Origin of the sequence: Kordiimonas sp. SCSIO 12610 (genome assembly GCF_024398015.1) — a bacterium.
GTDB lineage: Bacteria > Pseudomonadota > Alphaproteobacteria > Sphingomonadales > Kordiimonadaceae > CANLMI01.
In genome coordinates this window covers 610,423-634,539 of record NZ_CP073747.1, presented here as the reverse complement: position 1 = coordinate 634,539, position 24,117 = coordinate 610,423, and the positions used below count along the sequence as shown (strand labels likewise).

At 44.3% G+C, this 24,117-nt stretch carries 21 protein-coding genes; 7 read left to right on the top strand and 14 right to left on the bottom strand.

Annotated elements, in window-relative coordinates; all coding sequences use genetic code 11:
* Nucleotides 1-67: 67 nt before the first annotated feature.
* From KFF44_RS02950 to KFF44_RS02910, 9 genes are all read right to left on the bottom strand, one after another.
* Nucleotides 68-1,279 carry a Coenzyme F420 hydrogenase/dehydrogenase, beta subunit C-terminal domain gene (locus tag KFF44_RS02950; RefSeq protein WP_255937059.1) on the bottom strand — a complete coding sequence of 404 codons (1,212 nt, stop codon included), beginning with the start codon at nucleotides 1,277-1,279 and terminating at the stop codon, nucleotides 68-70.
* Nucleotides 1,280-1,303: 24 nt separating this feature from the next.
* The gene (locus KFF44_RS02945) at nucleotides 1,304-2,476 is read right to left on the bottom strand and encodes a polysaccharide pyruvyl transferase family protein (protein WP_255937057.1); all 1,173 of its coding nucleotides are present in this window, start codon (nucleotides 2,474-2,476) and stop codon (nucleotides 1,304-1,306) included.
* A 125-nt stretch (nucleotides 2,477-2,601) separates the two neighbouring features.
* Nucleotides 2,602-3,567: an EpsD family peptidyl-prolyl cis-trans isomerase gene (locus KFF44_RS02940; RefSeq protein WP_255937055.1), complete on the bottom strand. Its 966-nt coding sequence runs from the start codon at nucleotides 3,565-3,567 to the stop codon at nucleotides 2,602-2,604.
* Between the two features lie 86 nt (nucleotides 3,568-3,653).
* Nucleotides 3,654-4,364, bottom strand: coding sequence for an exosortase C-terminal domain/associated protein EpsI (locus KFF44_RS02935; protein ID WP_255937053.1), 711 nt, complete (start codon nucleotides 4,362-4,364; stop codon nucleotides 3,654-3,656).
* Nucleotides 4,361-5,266: an exosortase gene (xrt, locus tag KFF44_RS02930; RefSeq protein WP_255937052.1), complete on the bottom strand. Its 906-nt coding sequence runs from the start codon at nucleotides 5,264-5,266 to the stop codon at nucleotides 4,361-4,363. Before xrt ends, KFF44_RS02935 begins: the two co-directional genes overlap by 4 nt.
* 11 nt (nucleotides 5,267-5,277) lie before the next feature.
* Nucleotides 5,278-6,159, bottom strand: a complete 882-nt coding sequence (locus KFF44_RS02925) for a polysaccharide biosynthesis tyrosine autokinase (RefSeq protein WP_255937042.1) — start codon at nucleotides 6,157-6,159, stop codon at nucleotides 5,278-5,280.
* 11 nt (nucleotides 6,160-6,170) lie between these two features.
* Nucleotides 6,171-7,622: a Wzz/FepE/Etk N-terminal domain-containing protein gene (locus tag KFF44_RS02920; RefSeq protein WP_255937040.1), complete on the bottom strand. Its 1,452-nt coding sequence runs from the start codon at nucleotides 7,620-7,622 to the stop codon at nucleotides 6,171-6,173.
* A 74-nt stretch (nucleotides 7,623-7,696) separates the two neighbouring features.
* Nucleotides 7,697-8,536: an SLBB domain-containing protein gene (locus tag KFF44_RS02915; protein ID WP_255937038.1), complete on the bottom strand. Its 840-nt coding sequence runs from the start codon at nucleotides 8,534-8,536 to the stop codon at nucleotides 7,697-7,699.
* Nucleotides 8,537-8,639: 103 nt separating this feature from the next.
* Nucleotides 8,640-9,911 (bottom strand): outer membrane beta-barrel protein, encoded by a 1,272-nt coding sequence (locus tag KFF44_RS02910; RefSeq protein WP_255937037.1) that lies wholly within the window; start codon nucleotides 9,909-9,911, stop codon nucleotides 8,640-8,642.
* A gap of 303 nt (nucleotides 9,912-10,214) precedes the next feature.
* On the opposite strand from KFF44_RS02910, the gene KFF44_RS02905 reads away from it, so the two are divergent.
* Genes KFF44_RS02905 through KFF44_RS02895 form a run of 3 tightly spaced genes read left to right on the top strand, consistent with a single transcriptional unit; the run spans nucleotide 10,215 to nucleotide 13,958 of the window.
* Nucleotides 10,215-12,110 carry a type I secretion system permease/ATPase gene (locus KFF44_RS02905; protein WP_255937036.1) on the top strand — a complete coding sequence of 632 codons (1,896 nt, stop codon included), beginning with the start codon at nucleotides 10,215-10,217 and terminating at the stop codon, nucleotides 12,108-12,110.
* Complete coding sequence (locus KFF44_RS02900; RefSeq protein ID WP_255937035.1) at nucleotides 12,103-13,494, top strand: HlyD family type I secretion periplasmic adaptor subunit; 1,392 nt, start codon at nucleotides 12,103-12,105, stop codon at nucleotides 13,492-13,494. The genes KFF44_RS02905 and KFF44_RS02900 overlap by 8 nt, the downstream gene beginning before the upstream one ends.
* A gap of 5 nt (nucleotides 13,495-13,499) precedes the next feature.
* Nucleotides 13,500-13,958, top strand: a complete 459-nt coding sequence (locus KFF44_RS02895; RefSeq protein ID WP_370691137.1) for a GNAT family N-acetyltransferase — start codon at nucleotides 13,500-13,502, stop codon at nucleotides 13,956-13,958.
* A 12-nt stretch (nucleotides 13,959-13,970) separates the two neighbouring features.
* On the opposite strand, the gene KFF44_RS02890 is transcribed toward KFF44_RS02895, so the two are convergent.
* From KFF44_RS02890 to KFF44_RS02875, 4 genes are all read right to left on the bottom strand, one after another.
* Nucleotides 13,971-14,420, bottom strand: a complete 450-nt coding sequence (locus KFF44_RS02890) for an ABA4-like family protein (protein WP_255937032.1) — start codon at nucleotides 14,418-14,420, stop codon at nucleotides 13,971-13,973.
* 92 nt (nucleotides 14,421-14,512) lie between these two features.
* Nucleotides 14,513-15,364: a D-amino-acid transaminase gene (locus KFF44_RS02885; RefSeq protein ID WP_255937030.1), complete on the bottom strand. Its 852-nt coding sequence runs from the start codon at nucleotides 15,362-15,364 to the stop codon at nucleotides 14,513-14,515.
* A 108-nt stretch (nucleotides 15,365-15,472) separates the two neighbouring features.
* Nucleotides 15,473-16,555 (bottom strand): YeiH family protein, encoded by a 1,083-nt coding sequence (locus tag KFF44_RS02880; RefSeq protein ID WP_255937028.1) that lies wholly within the window; start codon nucleotides 16,553-16,555, stop codon nucleotides 15,473-15,475.
* 4 nt (nucleotides 16,556-16,559) lie between these two features.
* Complete coding sequence (locus KFF44_RS02875) at nucleotides 16,560-16,811, bottom strand: DUF6356 family protein (RefSeq protein WP_255937026.1); 252 nt, start codon at nucleotides 16,809-16,811, stop codon at nucleotides 16,560-16,562.
* 134 nt (nucleotides 16,812-16,945) lie between these two features.
* Here KFF44_RS02875 and KFF44_RS02870 point away from each other — a divergent pair, with 134 nt between their 5' ends.
* A complete protein-coding gene (locus KFF44_RS02870; protein ID WP_255937025.1) occupies nucleotides 16,946-17,404 on the top strand; it encodes an Lrp/AsnC family transcriptional regulator in 459 nt (152 codons plus the stop codon).
* A 154-nt stretch (nucleotides 17,405-17,558) separates the two neighbouring features.
* Nucleotides 17,559-20,417, top strand: coding sequence for a phosphoenolpyruvate carboxylase (locus tag KFF44_RS02865; protein ID WP_255937024.1), 2,859 nt, complete (start codon nucleotides 17,559-17,561; stop codon nucleotides 20,415-20,417).
* Between the two features lie 11 nt (nucleotides 20,418-20,428).
* Here the strand turns inward: KFF44_RS02865 and KFF44_RS02860 are convergent, their stop codons facing one another.
* Nucleotides 20,429-21,454, bottom strand: a complete 1,026-nt coding sequence (locus KFF44_RS02860; RefSeq protein ID WP_255937022.1) for a LacI family DNA-binding transcriptional regulator — start codon at nucleotides 21,452-21,454, stop codon at nucleotides 20,429-20,431.
* A 187-nt stretch (nucleotides 21,455-21,641) separates the two neighbouring features.
* On the opposite strand from KFF44_RS02860, the gene glk reads away from it, so the two are divergent.
* Nucleotides 21,642-22,649 (top strand): glucokinase, encoded by a 1,008-nt coding sequence (gene glk, locus KFF44_RS02855; RefSeq protein WP_255937021.1) that lies wholly within the window; start codon nucleotides 21,642-21,644, stop codon nucleotides 22,647-22,649.
* A 1-nt stretch (nucleotide 22,650) separates the two neighbouring features.
* The gene (gene zwf, locus KFF44_RS02850) at nucleotides 22,651-24,111 is read left to right on the top strand and encodes a glucose-6-phosphate dehydrogenase (protein WP_255937020.1); all 1,461 of its coding nucleotides are present in this window, start codon (nucleotides 22,651-22,653) and stop codon (nucleotides 24,109-24,111) included.
* Nucleotides 24,112-24,117 lie beyond the last annotated feature (6 nt).

Below are 24,117 nucleotides of genomic sequence, written 5' to 3'. Positions count from 1 at the left end.
ATAATTTGTTACTTCTCAGAACATTCACATAAATTAGTTAATAATTATATCGCTTGAGCAATTGTTATTACACTTTACGCAAAATAACTCGTTTCATCATGCCCAGGAAGCTTTTCAAACTCTTTTTAATCCCCGCTTGCATAGCTGCTTCGCGAAGTCGAAGCTTTTTATATGAAGGAACGACCCGAAAACCAAGCCTGAGAGCTATTAGGCGTGACATAACTAACTGCTTCCTCAAGACATGATAAGGTTGCATTTTTGCGACTTCTTCAATGGCCAATGGATCAGTCTGAATAGTGCCAAACTTTTTAGCATTATTTAGAGCTTGTAAGCCACGATCAGTGCGCGCCAATATCAAACTACGACCAGCTTGTTCATCAAACGATGGCATACCACCTCCGTCATCATACCAAGCATCTGCAAAAGTAATGTCTGAGAATGCACCAGTAGCGTCTGCACAGATTTTACAACGAAACTGTACGGTATTCGTTAGAATTTCACCCCAAGAAACTGGATACGACATTGTTTCACATCGACCATCTTTAGTATGCGCCTGAACATTACCCGGCCACCCTTCCCCACGATATCTAAAGGACGTCAGATCTGCATGATCTACTTTAAGTCGCTGTAAGATTTCATGGGTGCCAGACTGGCTAGGTGTTCCACCACACATAAAAGCCAGTTTCAAGACCACTTTACTCTCAAGGTCAGTCCGATCGCGTAAAAAGTTAGTCAAACCTGCGATATCACACGGTTTTCCAACAACCACTATACGATCATATTTCTCTAGTGTAGGCAGTAATCTGGATAAAGGAGCCGCAGGAGAATACCGCGAACCCGCTGCTTTTATGACTTCCTCAGCCTTGTTAGACAATACAGCGTCATTAATAATAGGGTCTTTTTCAGAAGCAGCTGTCTGAATTACAACATCAGCCTGCCCACTTTCAAGATAATATAATAATATCGCGGATAGACCACCACCGGACGACCCCGCAAAGCGGGCTGCTTCATCCTTTGCATACCCCGTAAAGCTATCTAGTACAGGCCCCCAATAAAGATGCTGCTCGCTTTCAGGTACATCGGCTTCGAGAGTAATCCCTGGACATACTTTATAAATTTGATCGTCTAGTTTTTTTGAAATGGTCTGGCCTAACTGAGGGCGTAAAAACCCTTTGTGATTATAGCCCATCTTAACGCCTTCATTTACGCCAAGCGTTTCACATAAACCACAACCTACACATAGATCATTTTTGAGAATAATATGTTCAAGTTTTGACATAGAGAATGTATCTGCCAGACAACATTAAGATATCTTTGCCATGAGCTCACTCACTTCATCGATATACACCCCAAGCTTTTCACTCGCTTGGCTATATAAATCGGTTACGTCTTCTTTGAGCTGGTCGATATTTTCATATTTTAATTTTAAGAACTTTATTGCCGCTTCAGTGTCTAATTCTTTACATTCTAAAGTATGATTATATCCGAAGGCACCAAATAACCCCTGGAACTTTCGGCTATATGCCATAGGAACCACAGGTACCCCGGATGATGCCGCTGCGATGCAAGCGTGCATTCGCGCACCTGTGAAAAAATCGAGGCCCGATATGTAGCTTTTTGCTTCAATAGGATCTTTAAAAGCAGGCACCAGAATAACATCTGGATATTCTTTTATAAGCTTCGCTGCTGCTCGGTAATCATCCTCGACAACATTCTCGGTAATGACATGAGACACTAAATGTACTTCGGCACCACTATCGAGAAAATATTCAATCGCCTGACGCATTAAGTCACCGTAATCCAATGTAAGACCAAATTCATTTTGACCAGTATAACCGCCATTTAACAGTAATCCCGATATATTAATACCCACACGAGGCTTGGATGATTTACCAAGCTCCACCTTTTTATATGGTAATGCAAAGGCGACATCAGTTGTAATTCGGGATAACTTTTCTGGGACTTTCAGATCATTTAACAAATGCGATAAAGACAGTTGGTCCCGCGCAAATGTAAGATATGCACGTCTAACCGTTAGCCCGGCGAACCATGTCATGAAACCTCGATCGAATGGGCCAATTGTTTGAGGTGACAATATTAGTGGGCATCCACTTAGCACTGTTCGCCATTTAGAGATCAGAAAATACGTAATCCGTTTCCAGCCATAAATGCTTGCGAAACTATCGCCACCGCCAATATCAAACATGACATCACATTGTTTTAAGTGTTTCCCAAGGCCATGCCAAGGTAGCGCTACAAGTTTTCCGTTAAGGGCTACGGTTTCGATATTATCAGCCTTTACATACACATCACGATTATCGAGGTAGCCAAAAATTATAAATTTTAGATTTACGCCTGCCCTTTGAGCCGCTTTGTTAAGTAGCTCGATATTAGCAATTGTAAGTGCCCCTACGCCCAAATTGTCAGAATTCGGAGAATGCCAAAACAAGCCGATAGTTAGTAACCCAGATGACATAAATACCTCTTCAACGTCATAATTCAGGCATTCTTATATTAATGTTCTATGTAGTATCGACATCTTTGAACTCGATACCGCAAGATATACTGAACAAAATATTCCTGACACTTACTCGCTTTTATTTATTGATCGATATCAGTTGAATTCACAGTATCTTTTATTTCATCCTGTATTTTGTTCTCAAGTAAATTGCTAGGTTGCTCACCGAGACTCGTGAAATCACCCAAGTATTTAATATCAGCAGAGTTAATTGCATCTAACTCTATCGATGTTAAAAACTCTCTCGCTTTTTGGTTTCTTAAAACACTAAGCGCAGCGTCAATTGCTTCTTCACCTGCAAGCACAGCTGGTCGACTTTCCTGGAACTGGGTGATGAATGTATTAGCACCCTGAACGAGGAAAAAGACGGTACGATCACGCTGTAGTTCAGGCATCTTTTCTCTCATCGCAGCAGGCAATGTCTCTGAATAAATTGTATAAGGGCGACGCTGATGCTGTGTATCTTTGGCAAGAAGATCACTTTCAATATCATTCAGGTTGCCAACCGCTTCATACTCATCTTTCAATTCTTCTGGTAAACTGGAAGACGGTACAACAATAGAATCAAAAATATAGTAAGTTCGATTAGCGAAAAAGTCTGGGTTATCAAGTACATATTGATCTGCCTCACGCCTTGATACGACAGGTCGCTCGTTCGAGCGTGACCGAATGTAAGCCTGCGCAAGTAGTGCGGACCGTGTTCGACGCAGATCCAACAGCACTTCAGGACTACGATCCAAACCAGCAGCTTTCGCCTGTTGTTCAAAGACCTTACGCGATACGATTGAACGTAAGACATTTTCCTCGATAGGTCGGCGGTCAGCATCAACCGGTATATTCAAACGCGCTATTTCAACATTAAGTTCGTGGATAGTTATTTCTTCGCCATTTACCTGGGCAACAACCTGGCCTTCAAGAATTAAACCATCGTCTCCAACTGTTTTATTACCTCCAGCCGCAGCGTTTTCATCAGCTGTTTCATTGCTGGAACCACAACCCGTTAAAAACAAACTCAAAGCCACAATGCTGCAAAAAGAAACAAATTTCATTCTAAAATCTCCGCCCCACTTTTAAAGATCTAACTAAAAATAAACTACCTTGAAATTACTATTTTATCGAGACAATTCGCTTAAAATTACAATATTTCCTGCTTGGAAGATAAGTTGCCGAGGAACAAAGGTAAAGTATCCTCAGGTACGATGGCTAACAAATCTTGTATAAAGGTGTCATGAAGTTCAAAGGACTGATCATTCAAGTCACCAAAGCTGGAAACCCTAATTAGTATGCCATCAGGGATTTTACCTGATAGCCCATACAATAATTTACCAATCTGCCGTTCACGCTGAGATACCGGGATATCATCACCAACGCGTGTCCAGTATGTAACGGGCTCCCGCCTTGGACCATTCGAAGTAAAGAGCCGTTTTGCTGGCAATAAGCCTGCACCACCTTGTTCCAACGGAATTTTAGCTACAACGGGATTTCCTACCTTAAAACCATTAGCAGCGTAACACGTCTCAGGGAGATGTAGTTGCAAGTTATCGCTCTGATGGCGCCCATAGGCGATCACAAGCATAATCAAATCACCATTGGCGTTTCTGTAACTTCTGGAAATCGACTGATTATAAATTTTATCCGCCAAGGTACTCTGCTCTAATGGCTGGACAGCTTTAATATACTGATCCTCATACCATTCGCCGAACTCTGTTGGCACTATATCTTCCAACACAAAATCAGCGGCCACAACTGTTGAAAACTCAGTTGGTTTGAGATACTGGCCCAAAACTCCTGCAAACAACAGAAAGCAAACAATAACGACAATCTGTAAGGGAGGGCGCTTAATCATGAGATTGCAGCCTTTCTTTTTTTATACCTTACAATTCCAAAAAATATCACACTATCAATTGCAATGAACAGCAACAATGCCGTTACAAACATGACTAAACCTGCGAAATCATGGAGGAAACCCTGGCCAGCTGCTTCCCCAAAATAATATGTTATCAACACCAATGCGATCACTCGCACGAGATTAGCTGCGTAGGCAGCCGGAACAATGATTAGCAAAAGAAAGAGTGTATGAAGAAGATGGCTAGGCTTGGACAGGTAGATATATATGATACCAACTGCCGCCAGACTATGTAGTGAATTCAGGCCAACGCACGCATCCTTAACGAGTAGCTGATATTGTTCAATATATAAGATTACCCCATTCTGACCTACTGGGTAGCCATAGTAATATAACAAATTCACAACTTGATCAGATAAAGCGAGCTTCATCGGCTGCGTTAGGCTATCCATTAGCCAACCCGGCATGGGAACAGCAAAAATCAGAAAACAGAGTGGGAAAATTAGTTCCTTTAAGCCTTCTTTCCCCTTCGTAATCAGGATCAATCCTCCCAAAACTGGAATAATTGATCCCGCGTCTAACAACATCAAACTTTGGGAATGTCCGATAACATAAAAGAACAAACCTCCCAGAAGGGACAACCACCCTAGATAGCTGGTTTTTGGTGCTTTAATTTTACGCAACTTATGTGCTTTGAGTAATATTATAAGTGCGACAATAAGCAAAATAAAAGGTCCGTGGCTATCCTGATCTGTTTGCCATGGACCTTCGATCATCAACACTGTTGTGGCAGTATATATAGCTGTTAGGGCAATAGCTACCAGCCAGAAACCTGAACTGAGCATATCTTGCCCAATTTCTTGCCAATCAAGTGTAATTCGAGTGTTTGTATTGTCTGCCACACTATCCCCCATTAGTATCTGTTTAATACAGTACCAACTAACTCAATATCGCCAGCATTTAACTCGTTCGTTGCAGCTTCGATATCCTGAGCCAATGTTTTGTGCTGACGGGCAACAAGAAGGGCTGTTCCTACTCGGGCAGCCACAGTCCGAGCATCGGCAGTAGTGTTCATTGAAGGTGTATCAAAAAGGATAACATCAAAGTCACTCAAAAGCTGCGAAAGCATCCACACTAACTCATGCCGACCTAATAACTCTTGTGGGTTAGGTGGTTTACGCCCTGAGGGAATCACACCCAGATTAGGGAAGAGGTTACGTAAAATAACCTCTTCAACACCGTGCTGCCCCAGAAGTACATCACTAAGTCCCGGTGTCCTCTCTTTCAAACCAAAAATATTCGCAACCCTTGGCGTACGAAGGTTTGCATCAATCAAACATGCCTTTAAGCCTAACTGCGCAAATGAAATTGCTAAATTAGCCGTCAGATAACTCGTTCCAGAATTCTTATTCGGCGACATAACAGCGATTGCGCGTCTACCTTGCTCCAAACAACCCAGCAAAAGCTGGCTTCTAAGCGCACGAATTGCTTCGGCTTCATCGCCAAACGGCTTGTATGCAACATGCAATTCATCAGAAAAACTGTCGGCTCCAGGGGCCAAGATCGCGTAATTAAATTGTTGTGCAATCGCTTCGTCGATATCTTGTGTAGATACCAGATTGAGCTTCTGCGCAGCAGCACCAAAGGATAAATCCTGACTGTCTTGCAAAGCCAAAATATCTTGAACTTGCTCCTCGTTCAATTTACCCAAGCCCAGTAAAATTTGACCGATTTTATTATTGTCCCATTGGCCTTCAGAGTGACTACGGCCAATATTTTCAATATTTTTATTCATTTATAATATCTCTATTCCGCTGCAGCAGGTAACTCTTTTATTGCCTTCGGAGCTTTCTTTTTTCTTCTAGAAATTAATTTAGGCCATCTAGAGGACGATGACTTGCCCGCAACCAAAACCGTCAGAACTGGCTTACCTGTAATTTGCTCTAAATCTTTATGTGATCGGACGCGACGATCAATCATCTCAAGAAGGAATGATAAAGCGACGCCAAGCACAGTTCCTGCCCCTAGAGCCAAAGCTAGAGACAATGTCTTTTGTGGGAAAGCGTGTTCAAGTGGCGGAATCGCCTCTTCCATTACAACGACACCAGTTTGTCCTAAGTCACCTTCCAAACGAAGAGTACCAGCTCGCCGGAATGCGTCATCATATTCAGCTTTCCTAATATCCACTTCGCGGCGTAGCAAGTCTAGTTGATCTTTATCTTTTCTAAGAGACAACATATTGCTCTTTTGCTGATTAAGTTCGCCTTCCAAGACAGCTGACTTTTCTTCTGCAATACGTACACGTGCAGCTAGTGACGATCTCAATTTTTTAATCTCTTCAACAATCTGCGCTTGGGCTACATCCTTACGAGCTTTTATAGCTAAAATCTCTGGGTGGTTATCGCCTAATTGTTCTGAACGCTCTGCGAGAGCACCTGCAAGTTTCGTATACTCATCACGCCACTGCTGTAATCTTCCATTGGTTAAAAACTCTGGAAGTTCATCACCTTTTCCACCAGCTTCGTCAAATGCTTCTAGTTGAGCATATAATGTCTTGGCTTCACTAATATCAGATAATGACGCAGTATAACGCTGAGTTAAATCAACCAACTTCGTATTTTCGGCATCTACATCATCAGAAACGTCCAAAATGCCCCTGGCCTGCTGAAAATCAGTCAACCGACGTTGTGCATTGTTTAGATTTTGTTGAAGGATATTAAGCTGACTCGCAAACCACTGTGAATTTCGTTTAGCTGGCTCAACACGTAAATCAAGATCAATGCTGATGTACGCATCAACAAAAGCATTCGCAAGCTGAGCCGCAATATTAGGTGAAGTACCCGTGTAACTAATCGCAATAATTTCACTTACGCCAACATTAGCAACATCTAAATTACCAATAATTCGTCTACTTATCCAATATTCCAAATCTTCCTGACGTTTATCAGTTTGAGCAAATTCATTAAGGAAAAAGGTGGATCGCGTAAGCCCTAAATCGCGGACAACCTTTCGCGCCACCCTCTCTGATTTAATAAGGCGTATCTGCGTCCGAACATGTGTGCGCATTGATCCCGCGGACATAACCAAGCCTGTCACGGGGTCAGGCGTAGAACTATCTAACAAAACAGTAGAAACCGCTCGATATTGCTTCGGGAGAAAGGACACAACGGCAAATGCAGTTACAGTCGCGAATGCAATCGTTATAAGAATAACGTAAAAACGTGCTTTCAAAATTCCAAAAACTTGCATCAAACTCATTTGAAGCGTCCTTTCGCCAAAATACTTAATAGTAGTATCACTAAAGCTTTCATATTTTATTTTTCGTTAATTGCTTAAAATAATCTTTGCGGAATGTAAAAGACATCACCAACCTTAATAACCTCCGAGAGATCCGCCCCTCTTAACTTCGGTTTGTTTTTTTCAACTTCCCTACGTTTTATGCCATTACGCGAACCAAGCTCAGTTGTACCTCCAGCAATTGCAAGACCTTGCTCCAAGGTTAAACCTTGCTGAAAGCGGTACCTGCCAGGATTCCGCACTTCACCATAGATATAAAAATACTTTGTTTCGGGTACAAATATTACATCACCATTACCAACGTACCTATCTTGTGAAGATATATTTCCGCTTAATAATTCGTCGACATTGATAACATAGCGTTCTACCGCACCGCTCTTAGGGTCATAGTCTGTAAATAATAATTCATTTGATGCAGAGGAGGTCGCACCTCCTGCCTGAGCCAAAATACTTGATAGTCTCGTTGCCCTGTCTAGCGTGTAACTCCCCGGGCGCGCCACAAACCCCAAGACGGAGACTTGCTGACTAGCAAACTGTGAAACCTGGACTGCAACAGCGGGGTTTTTCACAACGCCACCCTCTTGCAGGGCTTTCTCTACAATCTTGGCAGCCTCTTGTTCAGAAAAACCTCCTACAAAGACCTTACCGACAATTGGCATCAAGATACTTTGGTCAGAAGCGACACGCAACTGTACACTTAGATCCGGCTGTCTGAAAACAGAAATACCGATTACATCATTAGGGCCGATCAAATAAGCTTGCGGTGCAATCTGCGCTTGATTATCGTTTTCAGAGCCAGTCTGAGCAATCAATACTCTCTCATCAAGCATTACCACAGCCAAAACTATAAAAAGCAAATTTACAAACTTACTCATACCACTTCCGATGCTATTATTCATTCTTGTCAAAAATTCCTGAGTAATAAGATTACAGAACACTCTTAAAGAATTCTCAACATCAAGCTCTTTGAGATAACTATTACCTAAAATTAACTCTTAGACCCAACATAATACGGTTACTGGAAAACTCGAAACTTTCTACATTCGCTGTACGTTTTGAATAGCGATAAGATAAATTTAATCCGATCAATCGCCCCAAATCATAGTTAATTCTTGCTTCGAATGTATAGGTTGAATCTTCGTCATTGAAGCCCTCAGGAAATCCTTCCTGGATAGCATCAACGTCTAACAACGCTTGATCGGATTCGATAAGTCGTCGCAAATATCCTGCTGTAAGCTGACTGCTTAACCTCGGCGACCAAGATGAACTAATAGCCGCGGTTAAATCTGTTGACCGCGCGAAAGTGGCGGTCACGCTTTGTAAAGGGATTACAGACCTAGAACCTGCCAAGTTAACTGTATGTGCTGTCCCGATTGGCACACTAAGCGACGCAGCGCCGCTAAAGCCATTAAAATCATTCTCGATATTTGCAGCATCCTGAATATCAGTAATACCCGCTTGAACGTTTAATAGTATATTTCGACCAACGGCAAAGTTTGCTTCACCCGCGTATTGGATCAGCTCAAAACGGTCCGTAGCACCGACGATTTCGTCACGGTCTGTAAAGTCGGTAATTGAAGAACTAACCAATGCACCAATATAGGAGCCCCGACCAAATGTATAGCGCAGGCTACCACTGTAGAATTGATCGTTGCGGTTATTAATCTCTCGCGTGGCATCTGTATTATCAGAAGAACCGAAAACAGCACTGCCCGCAATTTGCAAAGGACCCAATATCCTACACTGCGCTTGCCCACCTGCACTTAATATCGTTTGAGCGTTATTGTTAAGAATATCTGCCTGTGTCTCAAATTGACCATTATCTCGGGACCACTGCCCACCAAGCGACCCAGAACATCGCGCCCCCAATTGCCAGGCAAAAAGACCGCGACCTGAAAAACGTTCAGTATCCAACTGCGTATTATTATCATGAAACCGATAACCTACGCTGCTATCAAAACTGAGCTGGTTTCTACCAATTCGTCGTCCAAACGCAATATTACCTGAAAGGTCCAATACATAATCTTCTGGCGTAAGGTCAGGCCGCTCTGCAATATCAATATCTGAGAAGCGCAAGAGGTTATCGCTGTATGTACCATTAGAATTAAAATTTAATTTTAAACCCTGATCTGTCGCAGGAGCATTCAGAAAGGCAGACGCCTGCTGCTGCGCGCGCGCTTCCAAGCTTGAAGCCGCTAACAATCCAGCACCAAAAAATAGTTTAAATAAATATTTTTCAAATAATCGCATATCGAGAGCCTACCCCTTATCTCTCACTAAAAAATCAAGATACTACAAATAAATGATTAACGTCAGTGAATTAATAGTATTTTATCAGTAACCTTTTATTAAGTATTGTCCAACAATGCTCTTATTACAACACTTATCAACGTAACCAAACTTATGTGTATCATAATAACACATATGAACTCAGTATTCAGAGCGATACAATTTGATCTTAAATGAAAAAACGATTATAAATCACGCATTTCAGGCAAAATAGATGGCACAATTCATATCATTTAATATTCAGCACCAGAGGATACTCTTTGTATGAAAGATATTCTCGAATCGAAAGCTGTCAAAGATGCGATTGCGGAACAAACGTCTCCGTTTGTAACGATCACTAAAGCTTGTAAAAAATCGCTAAAATGGGCTGCCATATTTTCGCTGATTTTAAACTTACTTCAGCTCACTGTTCCAATCTACATGATGACAATGCTGGACAAAATCCTGAGCTCTGGCAATGAAAATAGCCTATATCTACTTACACTTATAGCGATTTCTGCGCTCACCGTTGCGGCCCTTTTAGACGTAATCCGTAGTCAGGTATTAAACCGTGCTGCAAGTTGGTTAGAAACAAAACTAGGTGTTCACATTTTCGAAGAAGTTGCCCTCGCCCATCATAAAGGCAAAATAGGCAATGCAACCGGCCTAGAAGAGCTTTGGCGACTACGTTCCTTTATGTCGAGCCCCGCAATTTTAGCAATTTTCGACATACCCTGGATGATTTTTTATCTGATCGTGCTATTTTTATTGTCGGTACCCATTGGCATCATTGCCACGATCGGCGCAGCTATTTTATTCGCCATTGCGTTTATGAGCGAGCATTCGATCCGCAAACATCTTGAAAAAGGCCATGGTCACACAGAAGATTCGCGTGACTATATGCGAGTTGTTCAGAAATCTAGCGAAACTCTTATGGCGATGGGCATGATGGAACCTCTTAGGCGCCGATGGTTAAAACTCAACATCAAAGCATTACAAGGCCAATATATTAGTGCTGGTCGCGCTTCTATTAACCTTGCCGGATTTCGCTTTTTCAGAATGCTCCTGCAAATTTCCGTCCTATTTGCTGGCGGTTTACTGGTTATCAATGGAGCAGAAACCCCTGGCATTATAATTGGAGCATCGTTAATTATGTCACGCGCGCTCGCGCCTGTTGAGCAAGCTATTACTGCATGGAAACAAGCAATGTCTGCGCGCGCGGCATATCATAAACTCAGCACTATCCTTCCTGACTCTGTTGAGCAAACTGTTTCCGCACGAAAACCCGAGGGCATAGTTGAAATTCGCCTTGAAGACACGAGCTATACTTTCCCAAACACGGAAGCGCCGTTTATTCGGAATGTAAACCTTACTGCTAAGCCCGGTGAGGTCCTAAGTTTGATTGGCCCAAGCGCATCGGGCAAGTCAACACTTGCCAAGTTAATCGCAGGTGCACATTCACCGAGCGAAGGGTTCATCTATATCGGTGATTATGAAGTCTCCCATTTCTCGCGGGATGAATTAGGGCCCATGATTGGTTTTGTCCCGCAACAGATTGATTTTCTGCCGGGAACGATCGCAGAAAACATAGCCCGTTTTCGCGATATACCTATCGAAGATGTTGTTGAAGCCGCGCGCCGTATAAACGCACACGACGATATCATGCAATTGCCGATGGGGTACGAAACCTGCATTGGTGGTGATATGGGCCATCCGTTGTCAGGCGGTCAAATCCAGCGTCTAGCCATCGCGCGTGCACTTTGCGGCGAGCCCAGAATTTTGATCATGGACGAACCTAACCTTAACCTGGATACCGCAACAGAAGCGAAGCTTTTGGAAGTTATGGAAGAAGAGAAACAACGAGGCACCAATGTGATCATTGTTTCACACCATCAGGAATTTATAAAGCGCGCCGACAAAATCGCTATGATCAGTCGCGGCAAAATCAGTCAGTTTGGTAATCGATCGCAAGTCTTAAGGCGATTGAACACTCCAACCCTTCCCAAAGTTGGCACGACTAATATTACACGTAAAAAAGTACCGCAAAAATTAAAGAGCAAACCTGACAGTGATAAGCCAGCAAGCGCACCTAAACGGGCAAGCCTCGCCAATATGCGAATACCAAGGTCCCCTGATCAAGATCCCCTAAAAGGACGCCAAGAGGAGGGTAATCATGACTGATCCCCTCGATATCTCTCATGTTGCGAATGGTACGCCCGCAAAAGCCGAAGAGCAGAGCGAAAACACTGCCTTAATGGATCTGGTCCTTGAAACCCGGGAACCTATGGTTTCTGACTGGACCCAAAAAGGTATCATTACTATATGCATATTCTTTGGTGCCCTTATTTTATGGTCTATATTTGCCCCACTTTCGACGGGTGCCGTTGTCACTGGTCGTGTCATCGTCAGCGGCGATAGAGATGTGATTGAGCATCTCGAGGGCGGAATTATCAAGAAAGTGCATGTAAAAAATGGTACCCGCGTGAAGGCTGGTGACCTCCTAGTCGAGATTGACCCCAAGCCAGCAGAAGCAAGACTGCGCGATGTCCAAACCCGCATTTTTGCCCTCAACGCCAGACTGGAACGCCTACGTAATGAATGGAACCTAGAGGAAAAACTGGATCTGAGTGCGCTGAAACCTCAGGGCGTAAGCGCCACGGCACAAAGGGAAATTCTTTCACTTGAAGCAAGCCAATTCAAAATCAGACAGGAACTGTTCAGGACGCAAGAAGCAACCTTGAAAGCAAACATCAAAGACCTCGAAGACATAAGCGCTTCCCTTGGCGAACAGGTCACTAAGACAACTGCACAACTTAAACTGATCGAAGAAGAAATTGCGGATGTAAATGATCTGCTACAAAAAGGATTAGCACCAAAAACAAGAAGCCTCGCATTAAGGCGCCAACGAGAAGCGTTGCTCGCAGACGAACTAAGCCTTCAAAGCCAATTGGTTGAGCAAAAGAACCGTGTCCAAAGCGCTAATGTAGAACTGCAAAATTTCCGCACTACCACACGCGGCGAGATAGCACAGCAAATGCAAGACACACAGGTAGAAATGCAGTCTATTTTTGGTGCACTTGACCTCGCACAAAATCAGAAAGACAGAACAAGTATCAGGGCGGATAAAAATGGCATCGTCATGAATATGCAAGTGAAAGCGCGCGGCGAGGTTTTACAGCCTGGTGACGCACTGTTTGACCTTGTGCCGGAAGGGTCTGAACTGGTTGTTGACGCAAGATTATCCGCAAGTGACGCAGCAAATATTGTTCCCGGTCTGCCAGCGAAAGTGACAATCGCAGCCTTTAAAGGCCGTAATGCCCCGATCATTGAAGGAACAGTTCGCAGAGTGTCACCCGATACGCTTCTTGATGAACAATCCGGCCTTTCCTACTATTCCGTTCAAATCAGTTTTAATAGTGAGAGCCTTGCGGGCCTCAGCGAAACATCAAGGCTACAACCTGGTTTCCCCGTGCAGGCCATTATTGAAACCGACAGTCAACCTGTGCTCGGTTACCTGTTATCTCCTATTCTGACGACAGTCAGAAATGCCTTTACTGAACAATGACCAACATGCAAATTGTATTGGATGACCTTTCCCATCCAGATGTGCAGGCTCTGTTAAAAGACCACATGAAGGGCATGCAGGAAAATTCGCCTATCGATAGTGTTTTCGCCCTCGATATCTCGGGTCTAAAAACCAAGGAAATCAGCTTTTGGACCGCCTGGGAGAACGAGACAATTTTGGGGTGTGGTGCCTTAAAGGAATTATCCCCTACACACGGCGAAATTAAATCCATGCGAACACATAAAACGCAACTGCGAAAAGGCGTTGCAGCACGGTTGTTGGAGCATATCATCGACACCGCTAAAATACGTGAATACAAAATATTATCACTGGAGACAGGCAGCGGCCCAGCTTTTGACCCCGCAATAAGACTATATAAAAAATATGGCTTCAAAAACGGGGCAGCATTTTCAGACTATCAAGCGAGCGAGTTTAACCAGTTTTTGCATTTAAAACTCAAATAAGCCTTTATCTTGTTAAGACAGGTTAGCTTGATTCGCTGACCGCGTATGCAGACCTCTAATTGCGACATAGATGAGCAAACCGATTGGTCCAAACATAAAGGTGAAAAACAGGCACGGCACGATAAACAGATGCTTGATCCCACGGTCGAGTGCATCACGGCTAATCCATGTGCCAACAAACAAATCAAAAACCAGATAATGTGACCACCCAGCCAGCGTGCCATTAGGATGGTCAAAAAGCGCCATCACCCCACCAATGGATGAAAATCCGGCACCTTCCGCTGAAGCGCCGAAGAACAAACTGTTCACGATCAAACCTGTGTAGATTAAGCCATAAACGACTGGATAAAGAAAACTATGAACGACAGATTTGGTTAATTGGCTAGATGGCAAGAACACAAGCATAAGCCATGCAGGCAAGACGCCTATATTTATGATCGAAAAAATAGTCTCATATGTCATAAAAGCCCCTCACATGATTAAATGAAAGTTGGGTACAATGTAGCAGACTTTGTGATAATCCAATACTTACATTAAACCCACAGAACTAAGACTTACATTAGGCGTTCTAAGCTGGCTTTGATATACTGCCGCCGGATTTCACGCGTTACTGCTCCAACCTTACCGTCCATGATCGATTTTCCATCAATTTCTACAACAGGCCAGACAAGGGTAGATGCGCTTGAAATGAAAGCTTCCCTTGCACTGTATGCTTCTTCAATCGTGAACGGACGTTCCTCAACTGTCATATTCATGGATTGAGCGACCGACAAAACTGCCTGACGCGTGATACCGTGTAAAATATCGTGACTAAGGTGACGGGTCACGATCACATTGTCCCTTGTGATGATATAGGCGTTATTGGAGGTGCCTTCTGTTACATACCCATCTTCGATCATCCAGGCGTCCTGAACACCATGTTGCCGCGCCGTTTCTTTTGCAAGAACAGGAGCGAGCAAACTAACTGCCTTAACATCCCGCCTGCGCCAACGGATGTCTGGAACAGATACGATCCTTATGCCGTCACGCGCTTGCGGCGGGTCGAGAAGCGCTTTTTCCTGCGTGAACATAACAATACTGGGTTGAAGGGAAGGAGTTGGCAAAAAGTCACGATCTTCTGCCCCTCTTGAAATCTGCAAATATATGAGGCCTTCATCCAAATTGTTCATTTCGATCAGGCGTTTCTGGATGCGCAGTATATGATCACTATCAACCTCAAATGGTATCAGCGCCCCTTCAAGCGAAAGTTTGAGGCGTTTCATGTGACCCATGTGGTCAATCAGGCCACCATTGATCACCGACGTAACTTCATAAACACCGTGCGAGAATAAGAAACTACGGTCGAAGATAGAAACAGTGGCTTCATTTTCTGGGACAAAACTACCGTCGATATAAACTGTACGCATTCAGAGGCCTTTCACATAATGTAGACCTTCATAACGTTAGTGAGGAATTTTGGCGAGGAAATGATGCAAAAATCTTATCTAAGGTTTATGGCTGAATTATACTGCTGCTTAGGAGAAGTAAGGAAGTAGAAAGCTAATGCCCGCTAGGGCAAATAACGCCAAAAGAATTGTTTGTACACTAAGCACCAAGACCGGCTTAATCCCGATCGACATAATATCCTTAAAGGATGTCTTTAGCCCCAATGCAGTTACCGCGACCAGCAGCAAAAACCCTGATAGTTCGCCCAGTCCAGAAGTAACAGATTGCGGAAGTGCTCCTGCGCTATTGAAGGCCATCAGGCATAAAAAGGCGATTAGAAACCCTGGCAAAAATGGCTGCTTAACCTTCGTCTCCAAAGCATCTGTACACTCGCTATGATTTTGCTGACTGCGGCAATAGAAATATCCGATAATAAAAACCGCTGGCACCAAACAAACAACCCGGGTTAATTTGACAATTGCAGCCGTTTGACCTGCCTCTTCTGATACCATGTATCCAGCACCCATAACCTGGGCGACATCATGAATAGTTGCACCAATAAACAGGCCAGCATTTTGGTCGTCATACCCCATTAAGCGTGTAACAATAGGATATAGTATCATCACAATCGTACTTAAGGTGGTTACCCCGATGATGGTAATCGTGGTTCGCCTTTCACTGTCGCGGTCTTGCCCTAAAACCGAGGAAACAGCGAGTGCGGCCGAGGCACCGCAAATGGCAACAGAACCAGCTGACAAAATTGCATGATCAGATTTTAAGCCAAATAATCGACCCACGAACAAACCGCTGACTAAAGTGAAAATCACACCCGCTATCACAAGAAGAATAACAGGCCAGCCAAGCGCCATAACATCAACTAAAACGATTTTCGCACCCAGTAACGCGACACCCAGACGCAACAACTGCTTGGCCGAAACCTCGACACCAGCAACAAAGGCATTTGAACGAAAGACAAAGTGGCCGCACAAACCAACAATCATAGCCAGCAACATTGAGGGTGCGTTTGTAATGTCTGCAATCAGCTTAACACATAATGCCAACAGGAGTGTGAGGATAATACCTGCCGCATATTTTCGGCAACCCAAAGCTCTTTCCCAAAAATTGATTAAGGAAATCGAGGATACCTGACGTTGTAGCTGATGATCAGTCATCAGCTTATTCGGCAGCAGCCGTTGGGTGGCTATGCTTAGCAGCGTTTTTTCGATTACGGTTCGTTACCATTCGCACATACAGGCGGTCGATTGCTTTACTCGCTGACTTTTCAAATAGAAATGGCAGAAGAGCGTGAACAAAACACAATAGGCCATAAAAAACCATCGTCAGGCCAAAAGACGAAGCCATGAGCAAGTGTTCAAAATAACTTTCATCAACTGACTTTGGGTGTTCAGTAAACAGTCTAACCAACACAAATACTCTCCTGATTTGTTACGCCTAATATAGAGATAGTATAGTTCTGCTTTCCGAAATAGTAAGTTTCAATTTACTCATTTTTATTGATGTGCAAGAATAAATATTCCCAATTTTTTGAAAATGAGAAATATATGGACCATGTTGATCTAAGAATTTTAAATACCTTGCAAAAGGATGCATCTGGCTCGATCGCTGAAATCGCTGAACGTGCCGGCACTTCGCAAACCCCTTGTTGGCGCAGAATAAAGCGTATGGAAGAAGACGGCATTATCAAGAAACGTGTGGCTCTTCTTGATCAGGAAAAATTGAATATTGGTTTAACTGGATTTATTTTAATTCGCACCGCTGAGCATGACGAGGAGTGGCTTCGTGCATTCGCAGAAGGTGTCAAAGCCATGCCGGAGGTGCTTGAGTTTCATAGAATGACCGGGGAAGTTGATTATCTGCTGCGTATTGTGACAACAGACCTCAAGGGATATGATGCGATCTATAAGAAATTAATCAAGGTCGCCAAACTATCGGATGTTAGCGCATGTTTTTCGATGGAATGTATAAAAGAAACTACAGAACTCCCTCTTTTTCCTTCGTAGCGGTTAACAATATAGATAAATCAACGCATATAAGCCATATCCGGTAAGCGTATAGATAAAATGGCTTTCATTATAGTCTGGAATATGACAGCGCTATCATTATAATCATGCTCAATCTTGATTAGCGCCCTAAGACAACTGAGGACACGCAACTATGTTACCTACCGACTCTATCTACCGTCTTACAGATACCGCCGACGAAAGTAGCTCATGCCATACTCATATGCGTGGATGCACAAAGCATTATGATGAAATCCTCAACACCGCCTGGGCACTAAACCAGAAAATCAGCGATTCTGATACTGGACTTAATGACCTTGAGGCAATCCTACAAACAACTGGATCAGAAATTCTTGAACGCAGGCTCGATAAGCTGAAAACATATGTTTCCGAACAGTCCCCTGATATGAATGCCGCGCGGTTGGAAATGGCTTTCAAGACATTAGCGCATGAAAATGGAAAAATTCTATCCGCCAATGAATTTAAAAATAAGGCCAAAACCCAGCTAGCGGGGATAGTTATAACCGCACACCCGACCTTTTCACTCTCTAAAGATGCCTGGGCTTTTGCAACTGAGATCTTAACAAAGAAAAACAAGGGTGCTCAGGGCGCAAAGCCCGAAGGCCTTTGCCTGCTTCCCACAGCATCGCCGTCTTTGGAAGATGAATTGCACTATGCCAACGCTGCCATTCGGAACATTAGATTGAGTTTACGTTCTGTGTGGCGAATCTTCATGAAAGTTACCCATGAACTTTATCCAAACGAATGGCAGAATATCACCCCGTCTATTGCAACTGTCGCAAGCTGGGTTGGCTTTGACCTTGATGGACGGACTGATATTGGTTGGGCTCAAAGCTTATATTTCCGTTATTACACCACCCTTCTCGGGCTTGAAGAACTCCAAGCCTTCTGGGCCTCAATTGATGAACGTCTAACCACTGGCTCAAGCAAACAAACAAGTGATAAAATCAATTCAGCAATCAGCACATTAAATGGCTGTTTTGCTGACGGTTTGGAAAACTTGAAAAAAGCGGAAAGCGATAATCACTATGCTGCATTCAACTGTAAAGCTGTGGAAAGGCGCAGCAACAAAGATGAAGCACGCGCTCAAATCCAGCACTGCCTGAATGAACTTATTGCTTCGGATATTGACCAGTCATTGGCACTAGAAATTGCAACATTCCGCGCTGAATGGGAGACCATTGGGCTTGGCCTTTCGCATATTCATTTCAGGCTAAACGCGGCGCAGCTCCACAATGCCATACGCCCCCTTATTAACCTTCAGGAAGCTCCGGACAGAAGCGCATCAAGGCGCCATTATTTGGATGCTGTCGCCAATCTTTTGCAAAATGTAAACGAAGAGACAATCCATTACGGCACGCTTGCCGAAGAACAAACAACCGCCAAACGTGTCTTTATGCTGGCAAAACAGTTTCGCAAACATTTCGATGATAATGGGTCATTGCGGATGCTTGTGGCCGAATCTGATACCCCATTCACCCTATTGGTAGCGCTTTATTATGCGAAACTTTTCGGGGTTGATGATTATGTAGAAATTTCACCTCTTTTCGAGACAGGGATCGGCCTTCAGCGCGGTGATCGTGTTATCAGTGAACTTCTCGATAACCCTGATTTCTTATCATATATCCAAAAGCAAGGTCGCTTTTGCGTGCAATTAGGGTTTTCTGATTCTGGACGTTATGTTGGACAAGTGGCGGCATCCCTCGCCATCGAGCGCTTTAAGTTGCGCCTTATCCGCCTTTGGAAAGCCAGAGGACTTTCAGACATAGACCTTGTGTTTTTTGATACACACGGCGAGTCTATTGGCCGAGGCGCGCACCCAAGAAGCATGATTGATCGCTTTGAATACACTCACACACCCGAAGTTCGGCGAACGCTCAATGCCATCCAAAACACGTATAAACACGAAGTCAGCTTCCAGGGTGGGGACGGATACCTTTGGTTCATCAGCGAAGACGTTACACTCGCCGTCGTAACAGACCTTTTGACAACGCGCCTGAAAACGCCCAATGCAGAACCTGACCTTCTGTACGAAAATAGCGATTGGTCGCTTGATTTCTTCCTGACGTTGACAGAGACACAAGAGCACCTAACAGAAGAAACAGGATACCTGAGGCTAATCGATTCCATCGGTCAATCAATGCTATACCCAACAGGATCAAGGGCCGTTAAGCGGCAGGGCCGGAAAGGGATTGGTAATCGCCTGGAATCTATTGGTCAGATCCGCGCCATTCCCAACAATGCAGTGCTTCAGCAACTCGGATATATGGCCAATTCCATCACCGGTGTTGGTGCAGCCGCCAATCGGAATGCACGACGTTTTAGTGAAATCGTTCAACAGTCGCCGCGTCTGAGGCAAATCATGCGGATGAGCCTGGAAGCCTTAAAACGCTCGGACGTCAATATTCTGGCTGCTTACTTAATTGGCCTTTCCCCTGCCCATTGGCTGGATCGCTGTGAAGCCGAAGCCCCATCCAAAAAACGCAGTAAAATGCTTCGCCTCTCCAGTTTATTAGAAGACATTTTCGCAGGCAGTGATATGGGACTGGTTTTAAGGGATTTAAGACGAGACAGCCTTTTACTCGAAGACATGCTAAGATCGGCATCAAATATCGACGAGGCCACTCCGCAACTTAATCAGACCATTTTGGCATTACACACCATTCGTATCGCCCTGATTTACTTCATCTATATGAAAGCGATGGAGGTACCAAGATTTTCATCACGGCAGGACATATCACTTCATGACTTGATTGACCAAATCCTTCACCTGAACATTCCAGATATCGTTGAAGAACTGCGTAAAATCTTCCCCGCTCATATTCATAATGACGACGATGCCCAATATGGTGAGGAGGCGAGCTACGATATCTCAAAAACAGGTGGATACATCAAAGAACACAGAGAAATTTTTGATGAGCTTGAACATGCTTATGAATTAATTCTGAAGATCAGTAGCTTACTTTCCAGCGAGATTGGCGCTGTAGGTTAATCTTGTCATCTTTAACCACTGATGGAAGACGCCCTGACATGCAAAGTATATGGCACTGTGGTCAGGGTATCTTCGCCATTCACATGGTCAATCTCTTCGGTTTTTTTGATTTGATTAATCAGTTTCTCACAAGCGAGCGAAGCCATGGACCGTGCCGGTTGATCAACCGTTGTTAACGCGGGCCAAACCTGCGACGCGATCGGCGAATTATCAAATCCAACAACAGCGACCTCGTCAGGCACTTTTATATTTCTGTTATGTGCTGCAGAAAGGACTGCCGCTGCCATATCGTCATTTGCAGCGAAAACCGCTGTTGGTCGCTCGCTAAGGTCCATCAAAAATGACGCTGCGTCCGAACTCCCTTCAAAACTGAAATCACCCGATACAAGTAGCCTTTCATCCACAGGCAAACCGTGAGCTTTCATCTCATCGCGAAAGCCCTGTAATCTAAGTTTACTTGATTGGTGTTCGGTTTCGCCCAAGACAAAAGCTATGTTTTTATGGCCTTGATCTATCAAATGACGGGTAAGTTCCCTCGCAGCACTAACTTCATCGATAACGACTGACGGAATGATGTCGAGCGCGCGCTCTGACAGGGTCACAGCAGGAATATCAGCAGCTTTTAAGGCATTCACAATACGCTCATCGGAGCCGAATGGCGGCGTCATAACAACTCCTTCCACCCTCGAGTGACGAAGCCAATCATAAACATTACGCTCAAGGTCAGCGGAATTATTCGATATAGGATTTAATATCAGACCGTAATGATGGTCCATACATGTCTTGAGAACACCTTCCTGAACATCCATAAAATACCCGGGACTAAGGTGCCCATAAAGCATCCCGATCGTGTAGGAACGATTGCCCGCAAGTCCCCTTGCAGACTGACTTGGTTGGTAATTCAGGGAATTTATCGCTTCAAGCACACGTTCCCGCGTCTTTTCCCGAACATTCGCTTCTTTGTTGATGACACGTGATACTGTCTTTATTGAGACCGCTGCCAAACGGGCCACATCATCAATCGTAGCTTTACCCATATCAATTACCCTATTTCCTGGCTCCAGAATTAAATGACCAGGAACAAAATCACAATATGTAAATCCAAATATATGTTATCGCTGTCAGTCTAATAACCAAATTGCTGTAATTCTTGGCCGATCATTATTTGACAGCGCTGTCAAAATTAGATTATAAGGCCTGCATTATTAGGGTGAGAGATCAACCATGGCAGATACTGAAAAATTTGCAGATATTATCACTGCAGACATCGGCGGTACCAATGGCCGTTTCGCCGTTATCAGAACAAATAACGATGGTTTCTCTGTATTGGAAAATATCACATATAGCTGCGCTGATTTTCCAAATTTTGCAGAAATGATGAAAACCTTTATCAAACAGGCAAGCGCGCATTCTATTAACCACGCACATCTTGCAATCGCTGGTCAAACCACCCATTCACAAGCTCAAATAACCAATATAGGCTGGCAGTTCACAGCGCATGAACTTCAGAAGGCTACAGGGCTTGAAAAAGTTAGCTTCATGAATGACTTCGCCGCTGTTGCACGCGCTGTACCCCATTTAAAGCCTTCAGAATACAAGGTTATCAAATCAGGTGTTACGGATGATAGCGCGCCGATGAGCATCATGGGGCCCGGCACAGGCTTTGGCGTCGCACAACTTTTGAAGGTTGGAACTGACTATAAGGTTATTTCTTCAGAGGGCGGTCACGCCTCCTTTGCTCCAACAACACATTTGGAACGTGATTTATGGGCGCACTTAAAGAAAGCAACCGAACATATTTGCATCGAATCCGTTCTCTCAGGGCGTGGATTGGCGAGAATTCATAATTTTCTGGTTGAATATGCAGGGTCAGGACCAAACGGCTTAACCCCACAGGAAATAAGTAGCGCAGCCACAACAGGTGAGCTTCCTTCCTGTGTGCGTGCTGTTCAGCTATTCCTATCAATCCTCGGCGGCGTCGCTAGCGATATTGCACTCTCCCATGGTGGTCGTGGCGGTGTGTGGATTGCCGGCGGTATTGTACCGAAAATATACGAGCATATCGGTAACAGCGATTTCCTGAAACGGTTCGGCTCAAAGGGTATTATGTCTTCCTACCTGACGAATATCCCGATCCATGTTATTACCGATACAAACTCTGCACTTATTGGTGCCGCAGCAGATTGGCGCGGTAATCAATCAAGTTTCATGAATGCCTTTGAAGGAGCATAATATGTCGTCATTTGATTTGATCATTTTTGGCGGTCTTGGTGACTTATCAAGAAGGAAACTACTCCCTGCTCTATATAGTGGCTTCGTAACTAAACGCGTTAACAGCGATAGTAAAATATATCTGACATCACGCTCGGAAGTTGACCAACCTGTTCTTGAATGGCTCACAGGCGTTTTTGAGGTAACTCCCCCTGCTTGCGGGATCGATACCGACATGCTGGCGGCGTTCGCGGATATGATAGAGGTTGTTCAGATTTCCCTATCTGACGAAGGGGAAGGCTGGGAAGCCCTCAAGGAACAGCTAACCGATACTGCAAGGCCTCTCGTGCATTTTCTCGCAATTCCCCCAGCATTTTTTACCAGCACATGTGCACTTTTGGGAAATTACGGTCTAAACGGTGATAACGCGTGCGTTGTGTTGGAAAAACCGCTTGGGCACAACCGGGAAACCGCCGCAGAGATCAATAATGATGTGGCACAGTATTTTTCAGAAGAGCAAACCTTTAGGATCGATCATTATTTAGGCAAAGAAGCCGTTCAAAACCTTCTGGCGCTCAGATTCTCAAATCTATTGTTCGAGCAATTATGGAACAATCAAACAATTGACCATATTCAAATCACGATTGCTGAAGACCTGGGCGTTGAAGGCAGAGGCGGGTTCTATGAGGGCACTGGTGCCCTTAAAGATATGGTTCAAAACCACCTCTTACAATTATTATGTTTCATCGCGATGGAACCCCCTGCCAGACTAGACGCGCAAGGCATTCGTGAGGAAAAACTAAAGGTCCTTAAATCGCTTCGCCCCCTTGAAGGCATGGAAATTGACCAAAATGTTGTGCGCGGTCAATACAAGGCAGGCGCTATGGCCGGCAGCGCGGTTAAAAGCTATCTGGATGACCTTGGCCTTGATAAAAGTGAAACTGACAGTTTTGTAGCGATCAAAGCCCACATAGAAAACTGGCGCTGGGCGGGGGTGCCTTTTTACCTTCGCACAGGGAAACGCCTGCCGGAACGGTTTGCAGAAATCGTTATTCAGTTCAAGGATGTCCCGCATGCATCAGATCCCCGCTGGCACACTAACATGCAGCCAAATCGCTTTATCATTCGACTTCAACCGGAAGATCATCTGGCAATGCGGATGATGATCAAGGACGACAAAGAAGACCGGGCTGCCCTTCGTGAAGTAGAATTAAATCTGGATGTTACAGGTGCGGATGATGGCACGCGCCTTGGCCCCTACCTCAGGTTAATGCTGGATGCCGCTCGCGGTGACCAGAGCCTGTTCGTTCACCGGGACGAGGTTGACCTAGCGTGGCAATGGATCGATAGAATCACCAAACACTGGAAAGCCAATCCAGGCAGCATCAAAACCTACCAATCAGGAACATGGGGGCCATATGAAGCCCATGATTTGATGAAACGCGACCAACGTGATTGGTATCATGATGCAAAGGATGTTTAGGCGCTG